This window comes from Chromobacterium sp. ASV23 (assembly GCF_016428945.1).
Lineage (GTDB): Bacteria > Pseudomonadota > Gammaproteobacteria > Burkholderiales > Chromobacteriaceae > Chromobacterium > Chromobacterium sinusclupearum.
In genome coordinates this window covers 228,307-245,951 of the sequence record NZ_JAELTR010000001.1, presented here as the reverse complement: position 1 = coordinate 245,951, position 17,645 = coordinate 228,307, and the positions used below count along the sequence as shown (strand labels likewise).

13 protein-coding genes are annotated in these 17,645 nt (G+C 60.7%); 5 read left to right on the top strand and 8 right to left on the bottom strand.

All coding sequences use genetic code 11. The features are described from left to right. The coding region (locus JHD59_RS01175; RefSeq protein WP_199152822.1) for a type I secretion C-terminal target domain-containing protein at nucleotides 1-1,994 on the top strand (1,994 nt) is incomplete at its 5' end. Nucleotides 1,995-2,258: 264 nt separating this feature from the next. Here JHD59_RS01175 and JHD59_RS01170 read toward each other — a convergent pair. Then, complete coding sequence (locus JHD59_RS01170) at nucleotides 2,259-4,097, bottom strand: LapD/MoxY N-terminal periplasmic domain-containing protein (RefSeq protein ID WP_233163823.1); 1,839 nt, start codon at nucleotides 4,095-4,097, stop codon at nucleotides 2,259-2,261. Nucleotides 4,098-4,188: 91 nt separating this feature from the next. Beyond that, the gene (locus JHD59_RS01165) at nucleotides 4,189-4,896 is read right to left on the bottom strand and encodes a transglutaminase-like cysteine peptidase (RefSeq protein WP_103318680.1); all 708 of its coding nucleotides are present in this window, start codon (nucleotides 4,894-4,896) and stop codon (nucleotides 4,189-4,191) included. 104 nt (nucleotides 4,897-5,000) lie between these two features. Here JHD59_RS01165 and JHD59_RS01160 point away from each other — a divergent pair, with 104 nt between their 5' ends. Continuing rightward, nucleotides 5,001-6,608, top strand: coding sequence for a TolC family outer membrane protein (locus JHD59_RS01160; protein ID WP_199152820.1), 1,608 nt, complete (start codon nucleotides 5,001-5,003; stop codon nucleotides 6,606-6,608). A gap of 11 nt (nucleotides 6,609-6,619) precedes the next feature. Here the strand turns inward: JHD59_RS01160 and JHD59_RS01155 are convergent, their stop codons facing one another. Both JHD59_RS01155 and JHD59_RS01150 read right to left on the bottom strand, forming a co-directional pair. After that, nucleotides 6,620-6,952, bottom strand: a complete 333-nt coding sequence (locus tag JHD59_RS01155) for an SMR family transporter (protein WP_103318684.1) — start codon at nucleotides 6,950-6,952, stop codon at nucleotides 6,620-6,622. A gap of 3 nt (nucleotides 6,953-6,955) precedes the next feature. Continuing rightward, on the bottom strand, nucleotides 6,956-7,405 hold the full coding sequence (locus JHD59_RS01150) for a multidrug/biocide efflux PACE transporter (protein WP_043625120.1): 450 nt from the start codon (nucleotides 7,403-7,405) through the stop codon (nucleotides 6,956-6,958). A 90-nt stretch (nucleotides 7,406-7,495) separates the two neighbouring features. Here JHD59_RS01150 and JHD59_RS01145 point away from each other — a divergent pair, with 90 nt between their 5' ends. Together JHD59_RS01145 and JHD59_RS01140 are read left to right on the top strand one after the other, a co-directional pair. Continuing rightward, nucleotides 7,496-8,395, top strand: coding sequence for a LysR family transcriptional regulator (locus tag JHD59_RS01145; RefSeq protein WP_199152819.1), 900 nt, complete (start codon nucleotides 7,496-7,498; stop codon nucleotides 8,393-8,395). 87 nt (nucleotides 8,396-8,482) lie between these two features. Then, entirely contained in the window at nucleotides 8,483-8,857 is a 375-nt protein-coding gene (locus tag JHD59_RS01140) for a hypothetical protein (RefSeq protein WP_199152818.1), read from the top strand. 59 nt (nucleotides 8,858-8,916) lie between these two features. Here JHD59_RS01140 and JHD59_RS01135 read toward each other — a convergent pair whose 3' ends face one another. From JHD59_RS01135 to JHD59_RS01120, 4 genes are read right to left on the bottom strand one after another with little or no spacing between them, the layout of a single operon-like run. Beyond that, the gene (locus JHD59_RS01135; RefSeq protein ID WP_199152817.1) at nucleotides 8,917-10,626 is read right to left on the bottom strand and encodes an ABC transporter ATP-binding protein; all 1,710 of its coding nucleotides are present in this window, start codon (nucleotides 10,624-10,626) and stop codon (nucleotides 8,917-8,919) included. A 22-nt stretch (nucleotides 10,627-10,648) separates the two neighbouring features. Then, the gene (locus JHD59_RS01130) at nucleotides 10,649-11,716 is read right to left on the bottom strand and encodes an ABC transporter permease (protein WP_199152816.1); all 1,068 of its coding nucleotides are present in this window, start codon (nucleotides 11,714-11,716) and stop codon (nucleotides 10,649-10,651) included. 16 nt (nucleotides 11,717-11,732) lie between these two features. Beyond that, on the bottom strand, nucleotides 11,733-12,674 hold the full coding sequence (locus JHD59_RS01125; protein WP_199152815.1) for an ABC transporter permease: 942 nt from the start codon (nucleotides 12,672-12,674) through the stop codon (nucleotides 11,733-11,735). Nucleotides 12,675-12,727: 53 nt separating this feature from the next. Then, entirely contained in the window at nucleotides 12,728-14,524 is a 1,797-nt protein-coding gene (locus JHD59_RS01120; protein ID WP_199152814.1) for an ABC transporter substrate-binding protein, read from the bottom strand. A 258-nt stretch (nucleotides 14,525-14,782) separates the two neighbouring features. Between JHD59_RS01120 and JHD59_RS23280 the strand changes: the two genes are divergently transcribed. Next, nucleotides 14,783-17,641, top strand: coding sequence for a sensor domain-containing diguanylate cyclase (locus JHD59_RS23280; protein WP_199152813.1), 2,859 nt, complete (start codon nucleotides 14,783-14,785; stop codon nucleotides 17,639-17,641). The last annotated feature ends 4 nt before the right edge of the window (nucleotides 17,642-17,645 follow it).

Below are 17,645 nucleotides of genomic sequence, written 5' to 3'. Positions count from 1 at the left end.
CGCCCACCGTCACCGTGGCCGAACACCTCGACCCGAACGGTTTGATCGGCCCGACCGACCTGGCCCATGGCCAGGTGCAGGCCACCGTCGCGCTGGACTCGAACAGCCTCAGCAGCGGCGGCAGCGCGCTGATCACCATCAAGGATGGCAGCGCCAGCAGCACGGTCAGTGTCCACAGCGACGGCTCGGTGACCAGCAGCAACCCGGCCGTCACCGCTAGCTACGCCAATGGCGTGCTGAGCCTCGGCATTCCGGAACCGGCCAATGGCCAAACGGTCAGCGTATCCGCCACCCAAACCAACGCCCTGGGCAATGTCTCCGCCGCCGGCGCGGACAGCGGCACGCTGGATGTGGTGCCGCCGGACACCCCGGCCATCAGCTTCCAGCCCAATGGCCTGACCGCCCTGCTGTACGGCCTCAACGACAGCCATATCTCCAGCCCCGTCAGCGGCCAGACCGCGCTGTCCACCGTGCTGGCCGACCTCACCAACCACAGCCCCACCGCCAGCTTCATCGCCACCGCCTTGAACTTTGGCGATCAGAACGGCGTCTGGCATGGCAACACCGACTTCGGCAACAACCTCGGCAATTCGCTGGCCAACCTCAATGCCTTCCTCGGCGGCAATGCCTCCAATCTGCAGCTGGCCAGCGGTTACGGCGTCACCACGCAATCGATCCTGACCTTGAACGGCGCCTTCAATGCCGCCGCCGGCAATTACACCCTCAACGTCAACGCCGACGATGGCTTCCAGATCATCGTCGACGGCCAGGTGGTCAGCCAGTTCGCCGGCAATGAGGCGCAGACCGAGCACGATGTCGCGCTGACGCTCGGCGCCACCGCCGGCAATCTGCACGCCATCCAGATCGTGTTTTGGGATCAGGGCGGCAACGCCGTGCTGCAGGTCGGCCTGACGCCGGCGGGCGCGCCGGCCGGCACCGCGCCGACGCCGCTGACGCTGTCGTCCAGCACCTTGGTCGGCAGCGTGGCGCTGGACAGCAATGACCAGCAGGCGCTGAGCAACCACGGCAGCCTGACGGTGACGGAAGGCACCAGCCAGTTGCAGCTGGCGCTGAACGCCAACGGCCAGCTGGTCGATGGCGGCGGCACGGTTTACGCCTACCAGAACGGCGTGGTTTATCTGCCGCTTGGGAGCGCAAGCGAAGCCGCCACCGTGGCGGCTACCGTGACGGATGGCACGGGTAATGTTTCGCTAAATGCCTCGGGCAGCTACACCCCGTCCGAGGCACCACAAATCACGCTGGGCGAACCGGGCAACAACCATCAAGAGCAGGCTACGGTGGGACTCGATGCCAACAGCCTGGCCAATCAGGGTTACGCCGGCATCGTCGTCAGCGAAGCAGGCGCCAGCACCACCTTGGCCGTGCATAGCGATGGCAGCATCACCGGCTCGACCGCCTCGGTGACCGCCGCTTATGCACAGGGAAATGTCGAGCTCTCCATCGCCACACCGGCCAATGCGCCGGATGTGACCGTCACCACCACGGCGACAGACGGATATGGCCACAGCAGCACGGTCAGCGAGATGCAGGTCTTTGCCGCGCACGGCAGCGCGGTGGCGGCGATCGCCGGCGTGGAAACCTTCAAGTTCGAGGCCTCGTTCAACGGCCAGGCAGGCACTCCATCGGTGGAAACCATCCAGCAATTCAATACCGGGACCACGCAAACCGGCGCGCCGGCTGATGTGCTGGACTTGCGGGATCTATTAATAGGCGACAGCCACAATGGCGCGGCCCCCTCCTCGATAGGCAATCTGGCCAACTATCTGCACTTCAGCACCGTCAATAACAATGGCACGGTCAGCACGGTGGTCCATGTCAGCGAAAATGGGGCCATCAACGCCAATAGCCCGACATCCGACACGGCACAGATCGTGTTGCAGGGCGTGGACCTGACGCATTCGGGCAGTACGCTGCTGAGCGACCAGGCCATCATTCAAAAGCTGCTGGGCAGCGGCCAGTTGCACACGGACTAGGGGCTGTTGACGTTTGGTGAGTGGATCGCGTTTGCGCTTCGCCAAACCCGCAGGTCCGGGCGCCTTTCGCGCCGACTCTTCGTTGTTCCGCGCTGGCATAGAATGACTATGCGGCGCGCGAAACGCCTCGATTCGTCGCAAAACGCATCCCGGCGCGACCGCTCAGCAAACGTCAACAGCCCCTAGAGCCGGCTAAAAACGCAGCGGGGGCGCTCAAGCGCCCCCGCTTCCCTCTGCCCAAAGCTGGCGAATCGTTGATGGCCTTTACTTTACCGCAGGCCCCGTCAATAGCTGGACGCCGATCTCGATCAAGGACGCTTTGTCCTGCGGCGAGGCCACGCCTTTTGCCTCCAACTCCACCACCATCAGGCTTGCCATGCGCAGCATGCCGCGCAACAGGGCCTCTCGCCCCTGGTCCTGATGGATATTGTGGGTCAGCGAGTGATCAAGAACCAGATAATCGATTCCGGCCTCATGCAGCCGCGCGACCAGCTCCATATTATGTCCCTGGATTTCCACTGCTACTCGATGGCCAGCCACTCTGACGCCGCGGGCAAACGCGACAAATGCCTGCCAATTGTCTTCCAGACCGGCCTCATCAAATTCGAAGTGAATCCTGCGTTTGGGATGCTTGCCCAGCAACTGCTGCGCCTGGGGCAGAAAATCAGAAGCGTTCAAGGAGGCGGGGGAAACATTGATGGCCAACCGTCCGGCCGGCCCCTCGCGCAGGGCCAGCTCAAGCGTTTTGAGATCCAATGCCGCGCTACGCCCCAGGCGCAAGGCATGCGCCACCAGCCTCATCGCGCTCATCTGCGGCAAATGCTCGGTCTGGACCCGATACAACATGCCCTCCTGCCAGGCAACGGATCCATCGGCAAGACAAACCGGATACCAGCGCAGGCGCAGGGCATGGTCGTCATGGATGCTGTCAAACAGGCTTTGCCAGTTGAAATCCAGCAGGCCATCCGGCGCGGTGCCGGCGCGGCTATCCATTTCCCAAGCATTGCCCCCCTTCGCCTCGGCCAGGGAAAGCGTCTGATTGGCCTGAGTCAACAACTGATGTCGGCCATCTCCGCTATGAAACGGCACAATCGCCAGATTGGCCACGCCGGGACGGTCTATCAGATCCATGCTCTGATAACGGCCCCAGCAAGCGCATAGCTCATCTGCCAACTTGCACGCCTCGCGGCTATCGATCTCCGGGCACAACATCGCGAAATCGGCGCCGCGCAAGCGGGTGGCCATCCAGCCGGGATGGGGCTGGCAGCGCTGCGATAGATCGTCCGCAAGACGCTTGAGCAAGGCATCGGTCTTGCTGCCGCCCAGCCTCTGGTTCAGCTCCATCAGATTGGCCACCCTGACCAAGAACAGAAAGCCGCGCACGGGGTCTTCCTCTTCTTTCAAAAGCCCCCCCAGGCGCAATTCAAATGCTTCCCGATTGGGCAAGCCCGTCGAGTTGTCGGTCAGGATCTTCTGCCGCATCAGGTCCAACTCGTCGCGCAAACCATCCAGATAGCGCTGCAGCCGGTCCACCATATGATTCATCGCCAAGGCCACTTCCGCCAAATCCGGAATGCCGGGGATGGGAATCTTGTGAAAGCGCCTTTCGCTGATGGCCTGTGCCTGTCGCACCACGCTGGCGAGTTGCCGCTTCATCTGACGAATGTCCAACGCGCCAATCAAGGCCGCGACGATCCCGATTGCGCACAACCAGTACACCGTATGCAGCGCGCCGCGCCACAACGAAAGGTAGGCGTAGTTGGGCTGCGATTGCACGATGATCCGGCCGGCCTGCATCCAGCCATTGGAAACCTGGGCCGTGCCGGGAGAAGGCTCCAGCGGCAAAAGCCCGCGAAACCAGCCCGGCACATCGCTTTCGGGCTGAGGCGACGCCAGATTGACCAGCGCTTTGCGGTCCACACCCTCCCAGCGGATCAGGGAAAAATGCCCTTGATCGAAACTGGAGTTCAGCAAGGTTTGCGCCATGACCGGATCGGCATGATATTGCGTCAGCATCAGCGCCAAGCCATGCGCGGTATCGACGCTCTGCGCATTCAGCTGCTGCTCCAGATAACTGCGGGCATGCAGCAAATTGGCTATCAAAGCGCCCCCAATCGACAGCAGCACAATTAATCCGATCAATACGGATAAGCGCTGGATCAATGATAATTTTTTTCTGCTCACGGGCATTGCCTCAAAATTCAAAGCCTTCCGCTTTCAATTTAGTCAACAACTGCTTCCACCGTCCAAGACGATCAACCTCATTGCTGCTGACTCCCCCCACGACGATATTTTCCATGTTGAAGCTGAACACCGGAATCAAATCCGGACGCCGCGAAGCCGGCTCTATGCTGTCGATCAAATTATCCAGAATCAGCGGTTCGGCAGTAGGCGTCGGGTAATAAGCCAACACCATATGCGCCTGGGTAAGGTGGCTGGCTCCTCCGCCTATCTGGGCTTTGACATACACCAAACGCAGCTTTTGCGGCGCGATGCCCAATAGACGAAAAGACACGTATTTATTAATGACGAAGCTTTTGCAGTCCCCCGCGCCCTTGCCGAAGGTTTCCAATGGCGTCGCCCAATAATCGGCCTGATTCCATACAGATTCGTTTTCGGCGTACTGAATGCGCCGGTTAAAAAACACATTGATGTTTTTCAACGCCTCGGCATCCGGATGATTGGCCAAGGACTGCAGCAAAGACTGCCATTGATGAAACAGCCGTTGCGCCTTGGGCCCATAGCGGGCGACAGTTTGTTCCGAAGGAAGGGTGCTGGCGGACAGCAAAGGCTGGGCCAGCAAACAGCAAGCCAGAGACAGGCATCTGAGCCAAGCAATCACTCTGGAAAATTTGAAGGACCGCGCAGGGGCCGGAGGAGTCAGGACGTCGACCGATGCCATCTGTCCTCCTCCAGAAAGGGAATCGTCTACTATTCCTTTAGAAGGATAGTCGGACGCAAAAAAAATGCATTTGCGGCAGTTGCATAATTTAGGGGCAGTGACCGATGAACCAGACAACGCGCATCATCAGTCTATCGCTGGCAATGACCGCGGCTGCCGCTTGGCCTGGCGCCTGCCAAGCTTACACCCTGCGGGAAGCGGTGGGCCTGGCGGTATTGAACAACCCGGAAGTGCTGTCCAAACTGCATGACTTCAGATCATCTGAAGACGATGTGCGCGCCGCGAAAGCGAACTACTACCCAACGGTCGACCTAAACTACGAAAGAAACCGGCAAGTCTTCGACTATCCGCCCAATACCGTCGCCTCGCAGCACTACACAACCAAGGGCTGGACCGCAAACCTCAATCAAAGCCTGTTCAGCGGCCTGCAAACCTATAACCAGGTCAAAGAGCAAGGCTATGGCAGCCTGGCCCGCTATTTCGACTTTCTGCAAACTTCGGAAAGCATCGCGCTGCAAACCACTCAAGCCTACGCCGATGTGTTGATGTACCGGCAATTCGTACAGATCGCCAAGGATAACTATGCCTTGCACAAGGGCATTCTCGGCCAGATTCTGCAACGGGTTCAGTCAGGCGTGGGGCGGCGGGTGGACCTGGAACAGGCCAATGGGCGGATGGCCGAGGCCGAATCCAACCTGATTGTCGACAACACCAATCTGCTGACCGCCACCTCGCGCCTGGCGCGGTTGATAGGCCCCTTGCCGCAGGAGGACATGGCGGACTTGCCCAGCCTGGATGGCGCGCTGCCGCCGCCTCAGCAACTGATGCAGCAAGCCATCGGGCACAGCCCGGCCTTTCTGGGGGCCCTGGCCTCGCTCGACGCGGCCCATGCCGAAGTCAATGTGCGCCGAGGCGCTTTTTCTCCTACCGTATCGCTGCAGCTGAGCAAAGCGCCCACCGAGAATTACGATGGCTATCTGGGCACCACCCACCAGGCTTCGGTCGCCATCATTTTCGGCATCAACCTGTTCCGTGGCGGCGCGGACCGCGCCCAGCTGGCATCGGCATCGGAAAAATACAATTCGGCGCTGGATCAGACCGAGCTGGCCTGCCGCAACCTGCGGCAGAATCTCGAGCAATCCTATGCGACGCTGGTGCGCTACCGCTCGCAGCTATCTCCGCTATTGCAGCACCAGCTGTCCACGGAAAAAGCGCGGAATGCCTATCGCAAACAATTCGACATCGGCCAGCGCACGCTGCTGGATGTGCTGGATAGCGAGAACGAGCTGTTCAGCGCGCGCCGCGACTACATCAACGCGCAAATCCAGCTCTCCGTCGCCCAGGCATCGGTGTTGGCCTATTCCGGCGCGCTGCTCGACGCGCTTCAGCTGAAGGCCATGGATGACGGCGCCGACAAGGATTTGCTGCAACATATGAGCAGGCAGGAATGCGGCAGCAGCTTGCAGACGCCGGCGCCGATTGACGTCAACGCCATACCCGGGAAACTGATCTTCGATCCGCCCTCCAGCTCAAGCATTCGCATGCCGGCCACAATCAGTTCGGATCAAGCGCAGCAGCCGGATAAATCGGCAGGCAAAAAGCCGGGATGGCAGGACGCCGCTCCCGCGCAGGACGCGACCCGCAAAAACAATGACAACGCGCCCGCCCAGACGGACACGGCGCCGCGCGTCATCATCCGCCAGGCGCCGTGAACGCGGCAGGCTCAATGCGCCGCGCTGTTGGAAAACAGATTGATCACCGCGACGCCGGCGATGATCAGCCCCATGCCGACAATTGCCGGCAGGTCCAGCTTCTGGCCGTATAGCAGCCAGGCGATCAAGGAGATCAGCACGATGCCGATGCCGGACCACAAGGCATAGGCGATGCCCACCGGGATGTGCCGCAGCGTCTGCGACAACAGGTAGAAAGCGACCATATAGCCGCCAGCGGTCAGCAGCGACGGCCACAGCCGGGAAAAACCATCCGACGCCTTCAGCGCCGAGGTGGCCACCACCTCGGACAGGATGGCCCCCATCAGAAACAACCATACTTTCATTGATTACTCCATGGCCGCCGCCAGCGCGCGCCGCTCGATGAGCCGGGCGCGCAGATGGTCATACAGCCAGTTGAACACATAGGTGTAGGGCAGGAAAAACGCGAAGAAGCCCAAATCCAGCAAGAACGCCTGCCAGTAGCTCACATTCAGCCACCAGGCTGCCAAGGGCACCAGCATCACCACCAAGCCGCCCTCAAACAGCAAAGCGTGCGCGCAGCGCACCGCCACCGTGCGCTTCAGGCCCCTGGCTCGCTCAAAACGGTCGAATAAAGCGTTGAACAGCATATTCCACAACATGGCCGCAGTAGACATCATCAGCGCCAGCGCCCCCATGTGCAGCACGCTTTCGTTCATCAGCAATGAGGCCAGCGGCACCAGCAAGGCCATCGCGCAGGCCTCATACAACACTGCATGCAATACCCGTTCGCCCAGTTTTTTATCTGTCGCGTTCATAGACGTCTCTCATCAGCAAAAAGTGCAATCTTTGCGATTATGATTGGGAAATCGGATACGATAAAAATATCATCAATCGGAAATACCGATATGTCTATCTCGCTCGACGCGCTCACCGCCTTCGTCTATGCCGCCGACCTCGGCTCGTTTTCCGCCGCCGCGCGCCGGCTGGGCAAAAGCCAGTCCACCATCAGCGAAGCCATCGCCAACCTGGAAATCGACCTGGGCAGCAGCCTATTCGACCGAACCGCCCGTCAACCCAGCCTGACGCCTGCCGGCCAATTGCTGCTGCCGCAGGCGCGCCAAATCATGTCCGCCAGCCAGGCCATGCAGCAACAGGCGGCGCAGTTGAGCGCCGGCGTGGAAACCCGGCTCACCCTGGTGCTGTCCGACACCTTCCAGTCCCACACGCTGGAAAACGTGGCCAGCCGGCTGGAAGCGCGCTATCCGCTGCTGGAACTGGAGTGCCTGGTCGGCGAACAGGAAGACGTGCTGGACCTGATTTTGTCCGGCCGCGCCCAATTGGGCCTGGTGGGCGCCATGGAGCGCTATCCGCCCGACATCGCCCATCGGCGCCAGCGCGACTCCAGCGAGCTGGCGCTATTCGCCGCCCACCGCCATCCGCTGGCCACGCAGAGCGCCATCGACGAAACGCAGCTGAGCCAGCATCGCCAGCTGCGGCTCAATACCTATGGCGACAAAACGCCGCCGCGCTGCGGCCAACGCCAATGGTATGCGCCCAGCTACCTGATGCTGCTGGACATGGCGCGCCTGGGGGTGGGTTGGGCAGAACTGCCATGCTGGCTGGTCAAAAGCTTTGGCGGCGGCGAATTGAAGCAACTGGACGTAGCCGGCTGGCCCAAGCGCATGCCGGTTGATTTGGTGTGGGCGGCGCGCCGGCCGCTGGGCGCGGCAGCAGGATGGCTGCTGGAGCAGCTGGCTGGCACCGGCTCCGTCCACTCTGCGCCCCGCCCGATCAATACTGACTAAAAGATCAGTCCAAGCCGCTGATCCAAATAAGTTTTCCTATGCTTCCCGTGCCGGACCACCATCAGGCCCCAACCGCAGGAGAGCGATATGAGCCATCCCCTCGTGACAGTAAAAAATCACTCGAGCCACCACGTCTATATCGAAGGCGATCCCAATTGGGACGACCAAGTGCTGCTGCTGAACAATCAACCGCTGCCAAAGCTCTACTCGCTGGCGCCGGACAAATCCATCCAACTTAGCGTGGACTGGAGCGGTCCGGGCAACGAGTACATGATGGGGGTGATTTTCGCCGACGGCCCAGACTACGACTACGGCGGCGATGGCTTCTATCAGCTAACCATAGGTCAGTCCAATGACAGCGGCCTGCTAGGGGTAACCGATGGCGATGGCCATGCCAAAGTGAGCTATAGCGTGGGCCAGCAAACGGCATGGGGCATGGTCATGGATTTCGCCGACAGCTGAGGCGCAAACAAAACCGGCCCCGCAGGGCCGGTTGGTCTGGATCGGAGCAAGCTCTCGCGCTAGGCCGGCACCGCCGCCGCGCTCCAGCCTTGCGGAATCGCGCCCAGCAGCTTCTTGGTGTAGCTGTCCTGCGGCGCGCGGTAGATCACATCCGCGTCCGCCTGCTCCACCACCTGGCCTTTATTCATCACCAGCACCTGATCGGAGATGTGCTTCACCACCGCCAGATCGTGCGAGATGAACAAATAGGACAGCTTGAACTCGTCCTGCAGGTCCTGCAGCAGGTTCAGCACCTGCGCCTGCACCGACACATCCAGCGCCGACACCGATTCATCGCAGATCAGCACTTCCGGCTTCAGCGTCAGGCAGCGCGCGATGGCGATGCGCTGGCGCTGGCCGCCGGAGAACTCGTGCGGATACTTGGCTAAGGCGCCGGCCGGCAGGCCCACCTTGTCCAGCAGGTCTTGCGCCAGGCGACGGCGTTGCCCGGCGTCCTGGCCGATGCCGTGCAGCAGCATCGGTTCGGTCAGGATCTGCTCGACGGTGAAGCGCGGGTTCAGCGACGCGTAAGGGTTCTGGAAGATGATCTGGATGCGCTTCTTGTAGGCGTGGAATTCCTTGGCGCTCATCCCGATCAGGTCTTTGCCATGAAACAGCGCCTTGCCGCCGGTGGCCTGGTGCAGCCGCACCAGGGTCAGGCCCACCGTGGTCTTGCCGGAGCCGGATTCGCCGACGATGCCCAAGGTCTTGCCGCGCGCCAGTTGGAACGAGACGTCCTTCACCGCGTGGAACTGGCGCTTGCCGAACAGGCCTTCGCGGATGTCGAAGCTTTTGCACAGGCCCTGCACGTCCAGCACGATCTCGTCGCCCGCCGCGTAGCCGCGCTCGCGGTGCGGCGGTTCGACATACGGTTCCGGCTTGAGGAAGTCGTCAATCACCGCCAGCCGCGTCGGGCGGCGGTCCAGGTGCGGCCGGCACGACAGCAGCGCCTTGGTGTAGGCGTCCTGCGGGTCTTCGAAGATCTGCTTCACCGTGCCCTGCTCGCGGATCACGCCGTGGCGCATCACAATCACTTCATCGGCGAACTCGCCCACCACCCCCAAATCATGGGTGATGAACAGCACCGACATGCCATGCTTCTTTTGCAGATCGGCGATCAGCTGCAGAATCTGCTTTTGTATCGTGACATCGAGCGCGGTGGTCGGCTCGTCGGCGATCAGCAGCTTCGGTTCGCAGGCGATGGCGATGGCGATCATCACCCGCTGCTGCTGGCCGCCGGACAATTCGTGCGGATAGGCCTTGATCCGCTTCTCCGGCTCCGGCAGCCCCACTTCGCGCAACAGCTCCACCGCGCGCTTCCAGGCGGCAGAGCGGGACAGCCCGGCGTGCAGCGTCAGCGTCTCAACGATCTGCTCGCCCACGCTGAACACCGGGTTCAAGGAGCTCATCGGCTCCTGGAAAATCATCGCGATGTCCTTGCCGCGCAAACGGCGCAGCTCGGCCGGACTCAGCTTCAGCAGGTCGCGGCCATCGAAACGCAGTTCCGACGCCGGATCGATCTCGCTGGTCTGCGGCGGCAGCAGCTGCATGATGGCCATCGACGTCACCGACTTGCCGGAGCCGGACTCGCCCACCAGCGCCACCGTGCGGTGCGCCGGGATGTCGAAACTGACGCCCTTCAGCGCCTCGAAACGCCCGCCGTCTTCCTGGCGGAAACGCACCTTCAGGTTGCGCACCGACAGCAGGGTATTGTGGTTTGGATTGCTCATGATTGGTTTCTCCTCGTCCCGCTCACTTCGCCGCCGCGCGCGGATCCAGCGCGTCGCGCAGGGCGTCGGTCAGCATGCTGAAGGCGGTGACCAGCACGGACATGAACACCACCACCATGGCCAGTTGCCACCAATAACCCTGCAGCAACTCTTCCGGCACCTCCGCCAGCATGGAGCCCCAGCTGACCTGGCGCACGTCGACGCCGAAGCCGAGGAAGGACAGGATCACTTCATACTTGATCAGGCCCACCATCAGCAGGGAAAACTGCACCAGCAGCAGGTGGGAGATATTGGGCAGGATATGGACGAACATCCGGCGCGCGCTGCTGGCGCCGATGGCGTCGGCAGCCAGTACGAACTCGCGCGAACGCAGCTTGATGAACTCGGCGCGCACCAGCCGGAACGTGCCAGTCCAACTGGTCAACGACAGCACCAGAACCACCGTGCCCAAGCCGCGGCCAGCCACGGCGGCGAAGGCCAGCAACAACAACATGTCCGGCATGGCCGTGAATACGCTGTAAAACCACATCAGGAAATCGTCGATCTTGCGGCCAAGAAAGCCAGCCATCCCGCCCAACACCGTGCCGATCAGGATGGACAGCAAGGCGCCGGAGACCCCGACAAACAGCGAGGTGGAAGTCCCCTTAATCACCTTGTCCAGAATGTCGCGGCCGCGTTGGTCAGCGCCGAAGGTCAACGACTCTGCCTTCTTCACTTCCGGCACCACGTACTTGTCGCGATTCTGGCGCGCCTTCTGGGTTTCGGCCCAAATGGGGTCCTCCGAGGGGCGTAACCCCTGCGGCTCGGAAGCGGCGCTTGCCTTGAGCGGAGCCTGTTCAACGGAAGCCTCTGAATGCAGCTTCTGATAGATAAACGTAGGAGGCGCATACGAAACCGCGATTTCATCGTTCCAGCCGCGCCCCGTCAATCCGACCCAGCTAGTCAGCGCCAACAGCATGAAGGCCAGTACGATCCACAGCGATACAAAACCGATGCGGTCACGTTTCAGGCGCTGCCAGCCCAAGCCCCACAGACTGCGGGATGGCGCGGCTGCCGGCGCACCGCCGACGGTATGTTGCAATGTCGTCATTATTGTTCTCCCCCGCTCACTTCAGCTGTACGCGCGGATCAATCCACTTGTAGAGGACATCCGCCAACAGGTTGAACACCATGGCCGCGCCGGCAATGGTGATGGTGATGGCCTTGATCACTGGAAAATCGCTCTTGTCCACAGCATTCAGCAGCTCATTGCCCATGCCGGGAATGCCGAAGAAGCGCTCCAGCAGCATGGAGCCCAACATCAGGAAGGGCAAGGACATGGTGATATTGGTGACAACCGGAATCAGCGCGTTGCGCAGCACGTGCTTGAACAGTACCTTGGACTCGGACAAGCCTTTGGCGCGCGCGGTACGGACATAGTCGTGGTTCAACTCTTCCACTACAAAGCTGCGGTAGAAACGCACGCTAGGCGCCAAGGACACCAGCAGGCCAAGCAACAAGGGCAGCGGCAGGTAGACCAGCAGATTGGTCAGCATGCTGTCGTCGTCCCAGCCCATCACCGGGAACCAGTCCATCACGAAACCCAGCTGGTACTGGCCGACGATGATGTAGACCAACGAGCTGACGGACATGGCAACCGTGCAGATCATCGTCACCATACGGTCAGTCAGGCTGCCGCGGAAGTAGGCCACGGCAACCGCAATCGGCAAGGCGGTCAGCAGCTCCAGCACCAGTAGGCTGCCTGCCAGCATCAGAGATGGCCCGACGCGAGTGGCCAACGTATGCGTGACTTCATGCTGGGTTGCCCACGAGTTGCCGAAGTCGTAAGTCAGCACTTGCTTGACGAACAAGAAAAACTGCTCAGGCAGACTCTTGTCCAGACCCAGCTGCACGCGGATGTTGGCCAGCATTTCCGGCGTCAGCCGCTTGCCTTCCAGAATGAAGGTGGGATCGCCGCCCACCCAGTTGAACAACACGAACACCAGCAACATGACGCCCAGCATAGTGGGAATCATCTGCCAGAGCCGGCGAATGATATATGCAAACATAATTTCCCCTCCTCTCGCGTCTTTTAGACGAAGAGCTTGATTCCGTAACTAGCTCAATGCTTGGCAATATCGACGTAGCGCCAGAAGCCGCCAATCGTTGAGATGGGGTGGGGCTTATAGCCAAGCACATATCCGTGTGACAGAGAGTTCGTAAAGCGGGTCACGCCTAGCACGTAGGGCTGATAAGCGGCCACCACGCGATTCATCTTCTCGAACTCTGCCTCTCGCTCCGGCCCCAATGGCAGTTTCCGGGAAGCCTCGAAAGCATGGTCGAACTCTGGGCGGCTGAAAGCCGATAGATTCCCCCCCGAGCCAATGCTCTTGGACCACAGTTCGATCATGCTGTCGTCGCCATCAGGCATGGATGCAGCTCCGGCAAGACTCCACATTTGCAGCTTATAGGCGTAGGCACTCTTGAGGTTTTCATTCCACTTGGCCACCTTGAATTTCACCCGAATACGCAGGCTGTCGAAGGTTTTCTGCCAGATCTGATTGAACTGTTTGTCAGTCGCGGATGCCTGAGTCGCTTGCTCGATCACCAAGGGTTTGCCATCCGGCAGGGTGCGGTAGCCATCCGGCCCTATCTTGTAGCCGAATTGATCCAGCAAGGCATTGGCAGTGGCAGGGTCATACTTGACCTGCCCCTGGAAGTTGGGACTAAAGCCAGCCATGCCGGTTGCCACCACGCCCTGCATCGGAACGGCCTGGTTACCATATAGCAGCGGCAGCACTTCCTGCCGCAAGGGGTAAGCCATGGCGATGGCTCGACGCAAGGCAACTTTGTCCTTGCTATAGCCACCGATCACGGGATCCTTCATGTTGAAGTAGGCATAAGTAATATCGAGGTTCAGCACATGCGACAGCCGGATGCCGCGCTTGGCCAGCGCCGGATTCAGCGTAGTCTGAAACGGATCGTTATTGTTCACATGCAGCGCAGTCTTCATTGCCGCTTTGGGAACCGCAGCGATATCCAGCTGCTTGTTCAGGAAAGAAAGCCAGCGCGGCTGATCCTCTTCAATCACCTTGATTTCCACTTGATCAACCAGCGGCAATCTTTTGCCGGCCAGATCTTTGGCAATTTTCTGGTCTTCCGGATCCGCCGTCGGCTCACCATCAAATACTGGGCGGCGATATGACGGATTGGCTACCAATACGATCTTATTGCCTGGCTTCCACTCCTTCAACATGAACGGGCCGGTGCCGACTGGATGGGACATGGTGTCCTTGCCATAGGCCTCTATCACCTCGCGCGCTACGGCGCCAAACTGTTTGGCTGCCAGGGTATACAGGAAGATGTAGTTGGTCTTGACCAGCGTGAGCCGCAAAGTGTAGCGGTCGAGCACCTGGATGCCGGAGATAGGCGCGTCGTAATCAAACTTACCTGTTTTGGAAGCGCGCCGCCCGGCATCCGCCAAACCGTCTATCCAGTCAGTCAGCATGTTCGAAACTGGGGAATTCACCACCGGATCGGCATAGCGCTTGAAGGAGTAGGCGTAATCCGCCGCCGTCAACTCGCGCTTCTTGCCCTTGAATATCGGATCATCGGCAAAATAGATGCCCGGCTGGATGCGTATCGTATACACGCGGCCATCTGCCGAAACTTCAGGCATGCCTTGCGTAGTATTGGGTTTCAGCTTCAGCGGGCGCGCCAGATAATCGTAACGCAATAACGGGTCGAAGATATTCTCAACTACGCCGATGGAGTAGCTATCGTTGACCTTGCCGGGATCGAATCCGGTTTCCGGGGCCGGCAAGGCAATTCTTAGCACTTTAGCCGGGTCCGCCCCATGCGCAAAAGGCATGAGCGAGGCGCCCACCAGCAGCATGGGCAACCATTTGAGGTGCTTCATCTTGTTCTGTTCTCCTTCGTAGCCGGAAGGCCTGCGTGGGTCTTCCCTTGTTCTCCTCGCCATGGTCATGAGCCATGACGGGCGGGAATGAATGTAAGGCCAATCGGCCACCAGGATCAACAAGAAAATATCAAGACGGCATCAAAAAAATGAAATTGTACGCCGCGCCGCAGCCAACGCCACACGCACACGCCAATGCCGATATTTGTCCTAACATTCCAAATAAGGACTTCCATCTCCCTTGGCAGAGCGTGGCCTGTGCAAAACAACTATTCCGTGATGTCCCAATACCCGTCCCGCCTCTTCCGCGGCCGCTACACGCTGCTGACGGGCCTGGCCAGCCTGGTCTTGCTGGCTCTGGGCTGCGACGTGTTGGCCGGTTGGCTGTGGCGTGTCGAATCGGCCGTGCCGGAAAACATCCATATGGTGATTTCCACGGCCGCCTGCCTGGCTCTGTATGGAACGGCGCTGGCAATTGCCCTGTGGCGCCCGCGCGGGCAGGCCCACCGGCTGTTGGCCATAGTGGTTATCGGCATCACCTGCCTGGTATTGCTGGAACACGCCACCGGGCAAAGCACGGGAATAGACTTCCCCGCCCTGCACGCCTGGCGGCACGACATGCTGCCCAAGCCGGGACGGATGGCGGCCATGACCGCGACCGCGCTGCTCGCGCTGGGCGTTGGCATGTTATGGCTGCCCGCCATCACGCCAACCAGAACGCGAATCGTCCAGATTTGCGCCGCGGTTCCCTTGCTATGCGGCCTGCTGGGGGGCATAGCCTATCTGGTGGACCTGGAGCTGCTGTATAGCTGGGGCGCAGCGGTGCGCATGGCGCTCTCCACCGCGGTGGGGCTGCTGACAGCCAGCGCCGGCTTGTATGGGTTGGCCGCGCGCGACCAGTCGCGCCGCCTCCGCTCTAAGGACATGGCAAACTCGGTCTTCGCCACCGCGTGCATTCTGCTGATCGTCATCGCCGGGACAACCGGGCTGCTGATCTATCGCCTGGCCAGCCACGCGCATGAACAGAGCCTCCAAACGGTGATGTCCTACAGCGCCCGGCAACGCGCCGCGCTGCTCAGCGCGCAGTTCGATATCAGCAACGACACAGCCCGCCAGCTTTACCAGCACCCGGCGATGCAATCGCTGCTGGAGGCGGCTTCGCACGGGCAGTTGAAGCAGGCAGATGCCGCAGCGGTGCTGAGCATGCAGAACAACCGCAGCTTCAATGGCATAGCGATCCAGGACCGCGCGGGCAGGACCTTGGTGCAGGTGGGTTATTTCGTCAACCGGCCGCTGCAGGCCGTTGCCTTGCGCTCCCCGCCGGGCGCGATCTTGCTATGGGATGGCAGCTATTCGTACCGGACCACCCATGTCTATCGGACATCGGCAGGCTCGGCCCGGCTGCTGCTGGAGCAAAGGCTGGACATGTTCAACCGCATTGTCCAGGACACTGCGCCGCATGATGGCTTGAGCGGCATCTACTCGCTCTGCGGCCATGATGAGCGATACCTGCATTGTTTCTCGCAATCGCCGCAGGACAAGGGTTCCACCATCCCCCTGGCAGGCAATATCCATCATTTCACCGTATGGCCGGCTTTTTCCGGCCAACGCGGCACGATGCACACAATAGACTATTCCCATCGCAACGTGATCGGCGCCTACGAGCCGGTGTCTGATACCGGCCTGGCCTTCAGCTACAAGATAGAAGTCGGCAAACTGCTGGCTCCCATCCGTCGCGATCTGGAAGTAGGCCTGTTCGTCATGTCGATTGTCATCGCCCTCGGCGCCCTGCTATTGCGCTGGCGCACGTATCCCCTGCTGCGCGAGGTGCAGCAGTCGAACCTGATGGCGGAGCTGGCGGCGGAGCGATTCCGCAACGCCGCCGAGGCCAATATGGACGCCTTTGCCATCATGGAAGCCTTGCGCGGCGGCGATGGCCGGATCGAGGACTTCCGCGTGGTCTATATCAACGCCGAAGCCGAGCGCATGTGGCAGATCAGCCGCCGCGAGGCCATCGGCAGCCAGTTCCGGCAACTCGGCATTGCCCTGCAGATACCGGATTTTTTCGATAGCTGCCGCCGCGTGGTGGAAAACGGGCAGGCGGTATCCGAAGAAATTCCCATGGCCTTCAATATCGATCACCCTTCCTGGATGCATCATGAAATCGTCAAGGCCGGCGACGGCGTCAGCGTCAGCGTGCGCGACATCACGCAGCGCAAGCTGGCGGAACTGGACCTGGCCTTGCGCGAGGCGCTGCTGAAAACCGTTACCGATTCCATCCCGGCGCTGGTGGCCTTCATCGACCGCGAGGAACGCTACCGTTACTGCAACAAGTCCTATATGCGGCTGTTCGGCATCCGCCCAGAACAGATCATCGGCGTCCACATGCGCGACTTCCTGGGCGACGAGACCTATCAGCAGCTGCGGCTGGAAGTCGAAAAAGCCTTGTCCGGACAACCCTCCTCGTTTGAACGCGACATGTCGGTGCGCGGCGAGAATCGTTACGTAGAGGGGCGCTATATTCCTCAGCAACATGCCGATGGCTCGGTTTCCGGCTTTTACGTGATGATCTGGGACATTACCCAATCGCGGGCGCGCGAGCTTGAACTGCGCAACAAGGTCACCCTGGACGGCATGACCGGCTTGCTGAACCGCTCCGCCTTCATGGAAATGCTGGACGACGAAATCAAGCACCACTATGTGAAACGGCTGGCGGTGGCGCTGCTGTTTCTGGATATCGACCACTTCAAGCAGGTGAACGACACCCTGGGCCACGCCGCCGGCGATGAGCTGATCCAGGAGTTCGCCCGCCGGCTGCGCAGCCAGGTGCGCGCCACCGATCACGTGGCGCGGCTGGGCGGCGACGAATTCGTCATTCTGCTGGCCGGGCTGGAATCGGAGCGCACCGCCATCGGCGTGGCGGAAAAGCTGCTGGAAGCGGTATCCCATGACGTCGAGCTGGCCGGGCAGCGGCGCAAGCTGTCCACCAGCATAGGCGTGGCCTACGCTGCCATGCCCGATATTACCCCCGAGCGTCTGTTGCAGATCGCGGACGAGGCGCTGTACCAGGCCAAAGCCGCCGGACGCAATACCTATCGCCTGCATCGCGTGGGATAAAAAC

Bases quoted from the DNA above. Each gene is read 5' to 3' on its own strand.
- JHD59_RS01165 (WP_103318680.1), bottom strand. From the start codon at position 4,896: ATGGCATCGGTCGACGTCCTGACTCCTCCGGCCCCTGCGCGGTCCTTC.
- JHD59_RS01160 (WP_199152820.1), top strand. From the start codon at position 5,001: ATGAACCAGACAACGCGCATCATCAGTCTATCGCTGGCAATGACCGCG.
- JHD59_RS01145 (WP_199152819.1), top strand. From the start codon at position 7,496: ATGTCTATCTCGCTCGACGCGCTCACCGCCTTCGTCTATGCCGCCGAC.
- JHD59_RS01120 (WP_199152814.1), bottom strand. From the start codon at position 14,524: ATGAAGCACCTCAAATGGTTGCCCATGCTGCTGGTGGGCGCCTCGCTC.
- JHD59_RS01150 (WP_043625120.1), bottom strand. From the start codon at position 7,405: ATGAACGCGACAGATAAAAAACTGGGCGAACGGGTATTGCATGCAGTG.
- JHD59_RS01130 (WP_199152816.1), bottom strand. From the start codon at position 11,716: ATGACGACATTGCAACATACCGTCGGCGGTGCGCCGGCAGCCGCGCCA.
- JHD59_RS01135 (WP_199152817.1), bottom strand. From the start codon at position 10,626: ATGAGCAATCCAAACCACAATACCCTGCTGTCGGTGCGCAACCTGAAG.
- JHD59_RS01125 (WP_199152815.1), bottom strand. From the start codon at position 12,674: ATGTTTGCATATATCATTCGCCGGCTCTGGCAGATGATTCCCACTATG.
- JHD59_RS01140 (WP_199152818.1), top strand. From the start codon at position 8,483: ATGAGCCATCCCCTCGTGACAGTAAAAAATCACTCGAGCCACCACGTC.
- JHD59_RS01155 (WP_103318684.1), bottom strand. From the start codon at position 6,952: ATGAAAGTATGGTTGTTTCTGATGGGGGCCATCCTGTCCGAGGTGGTG.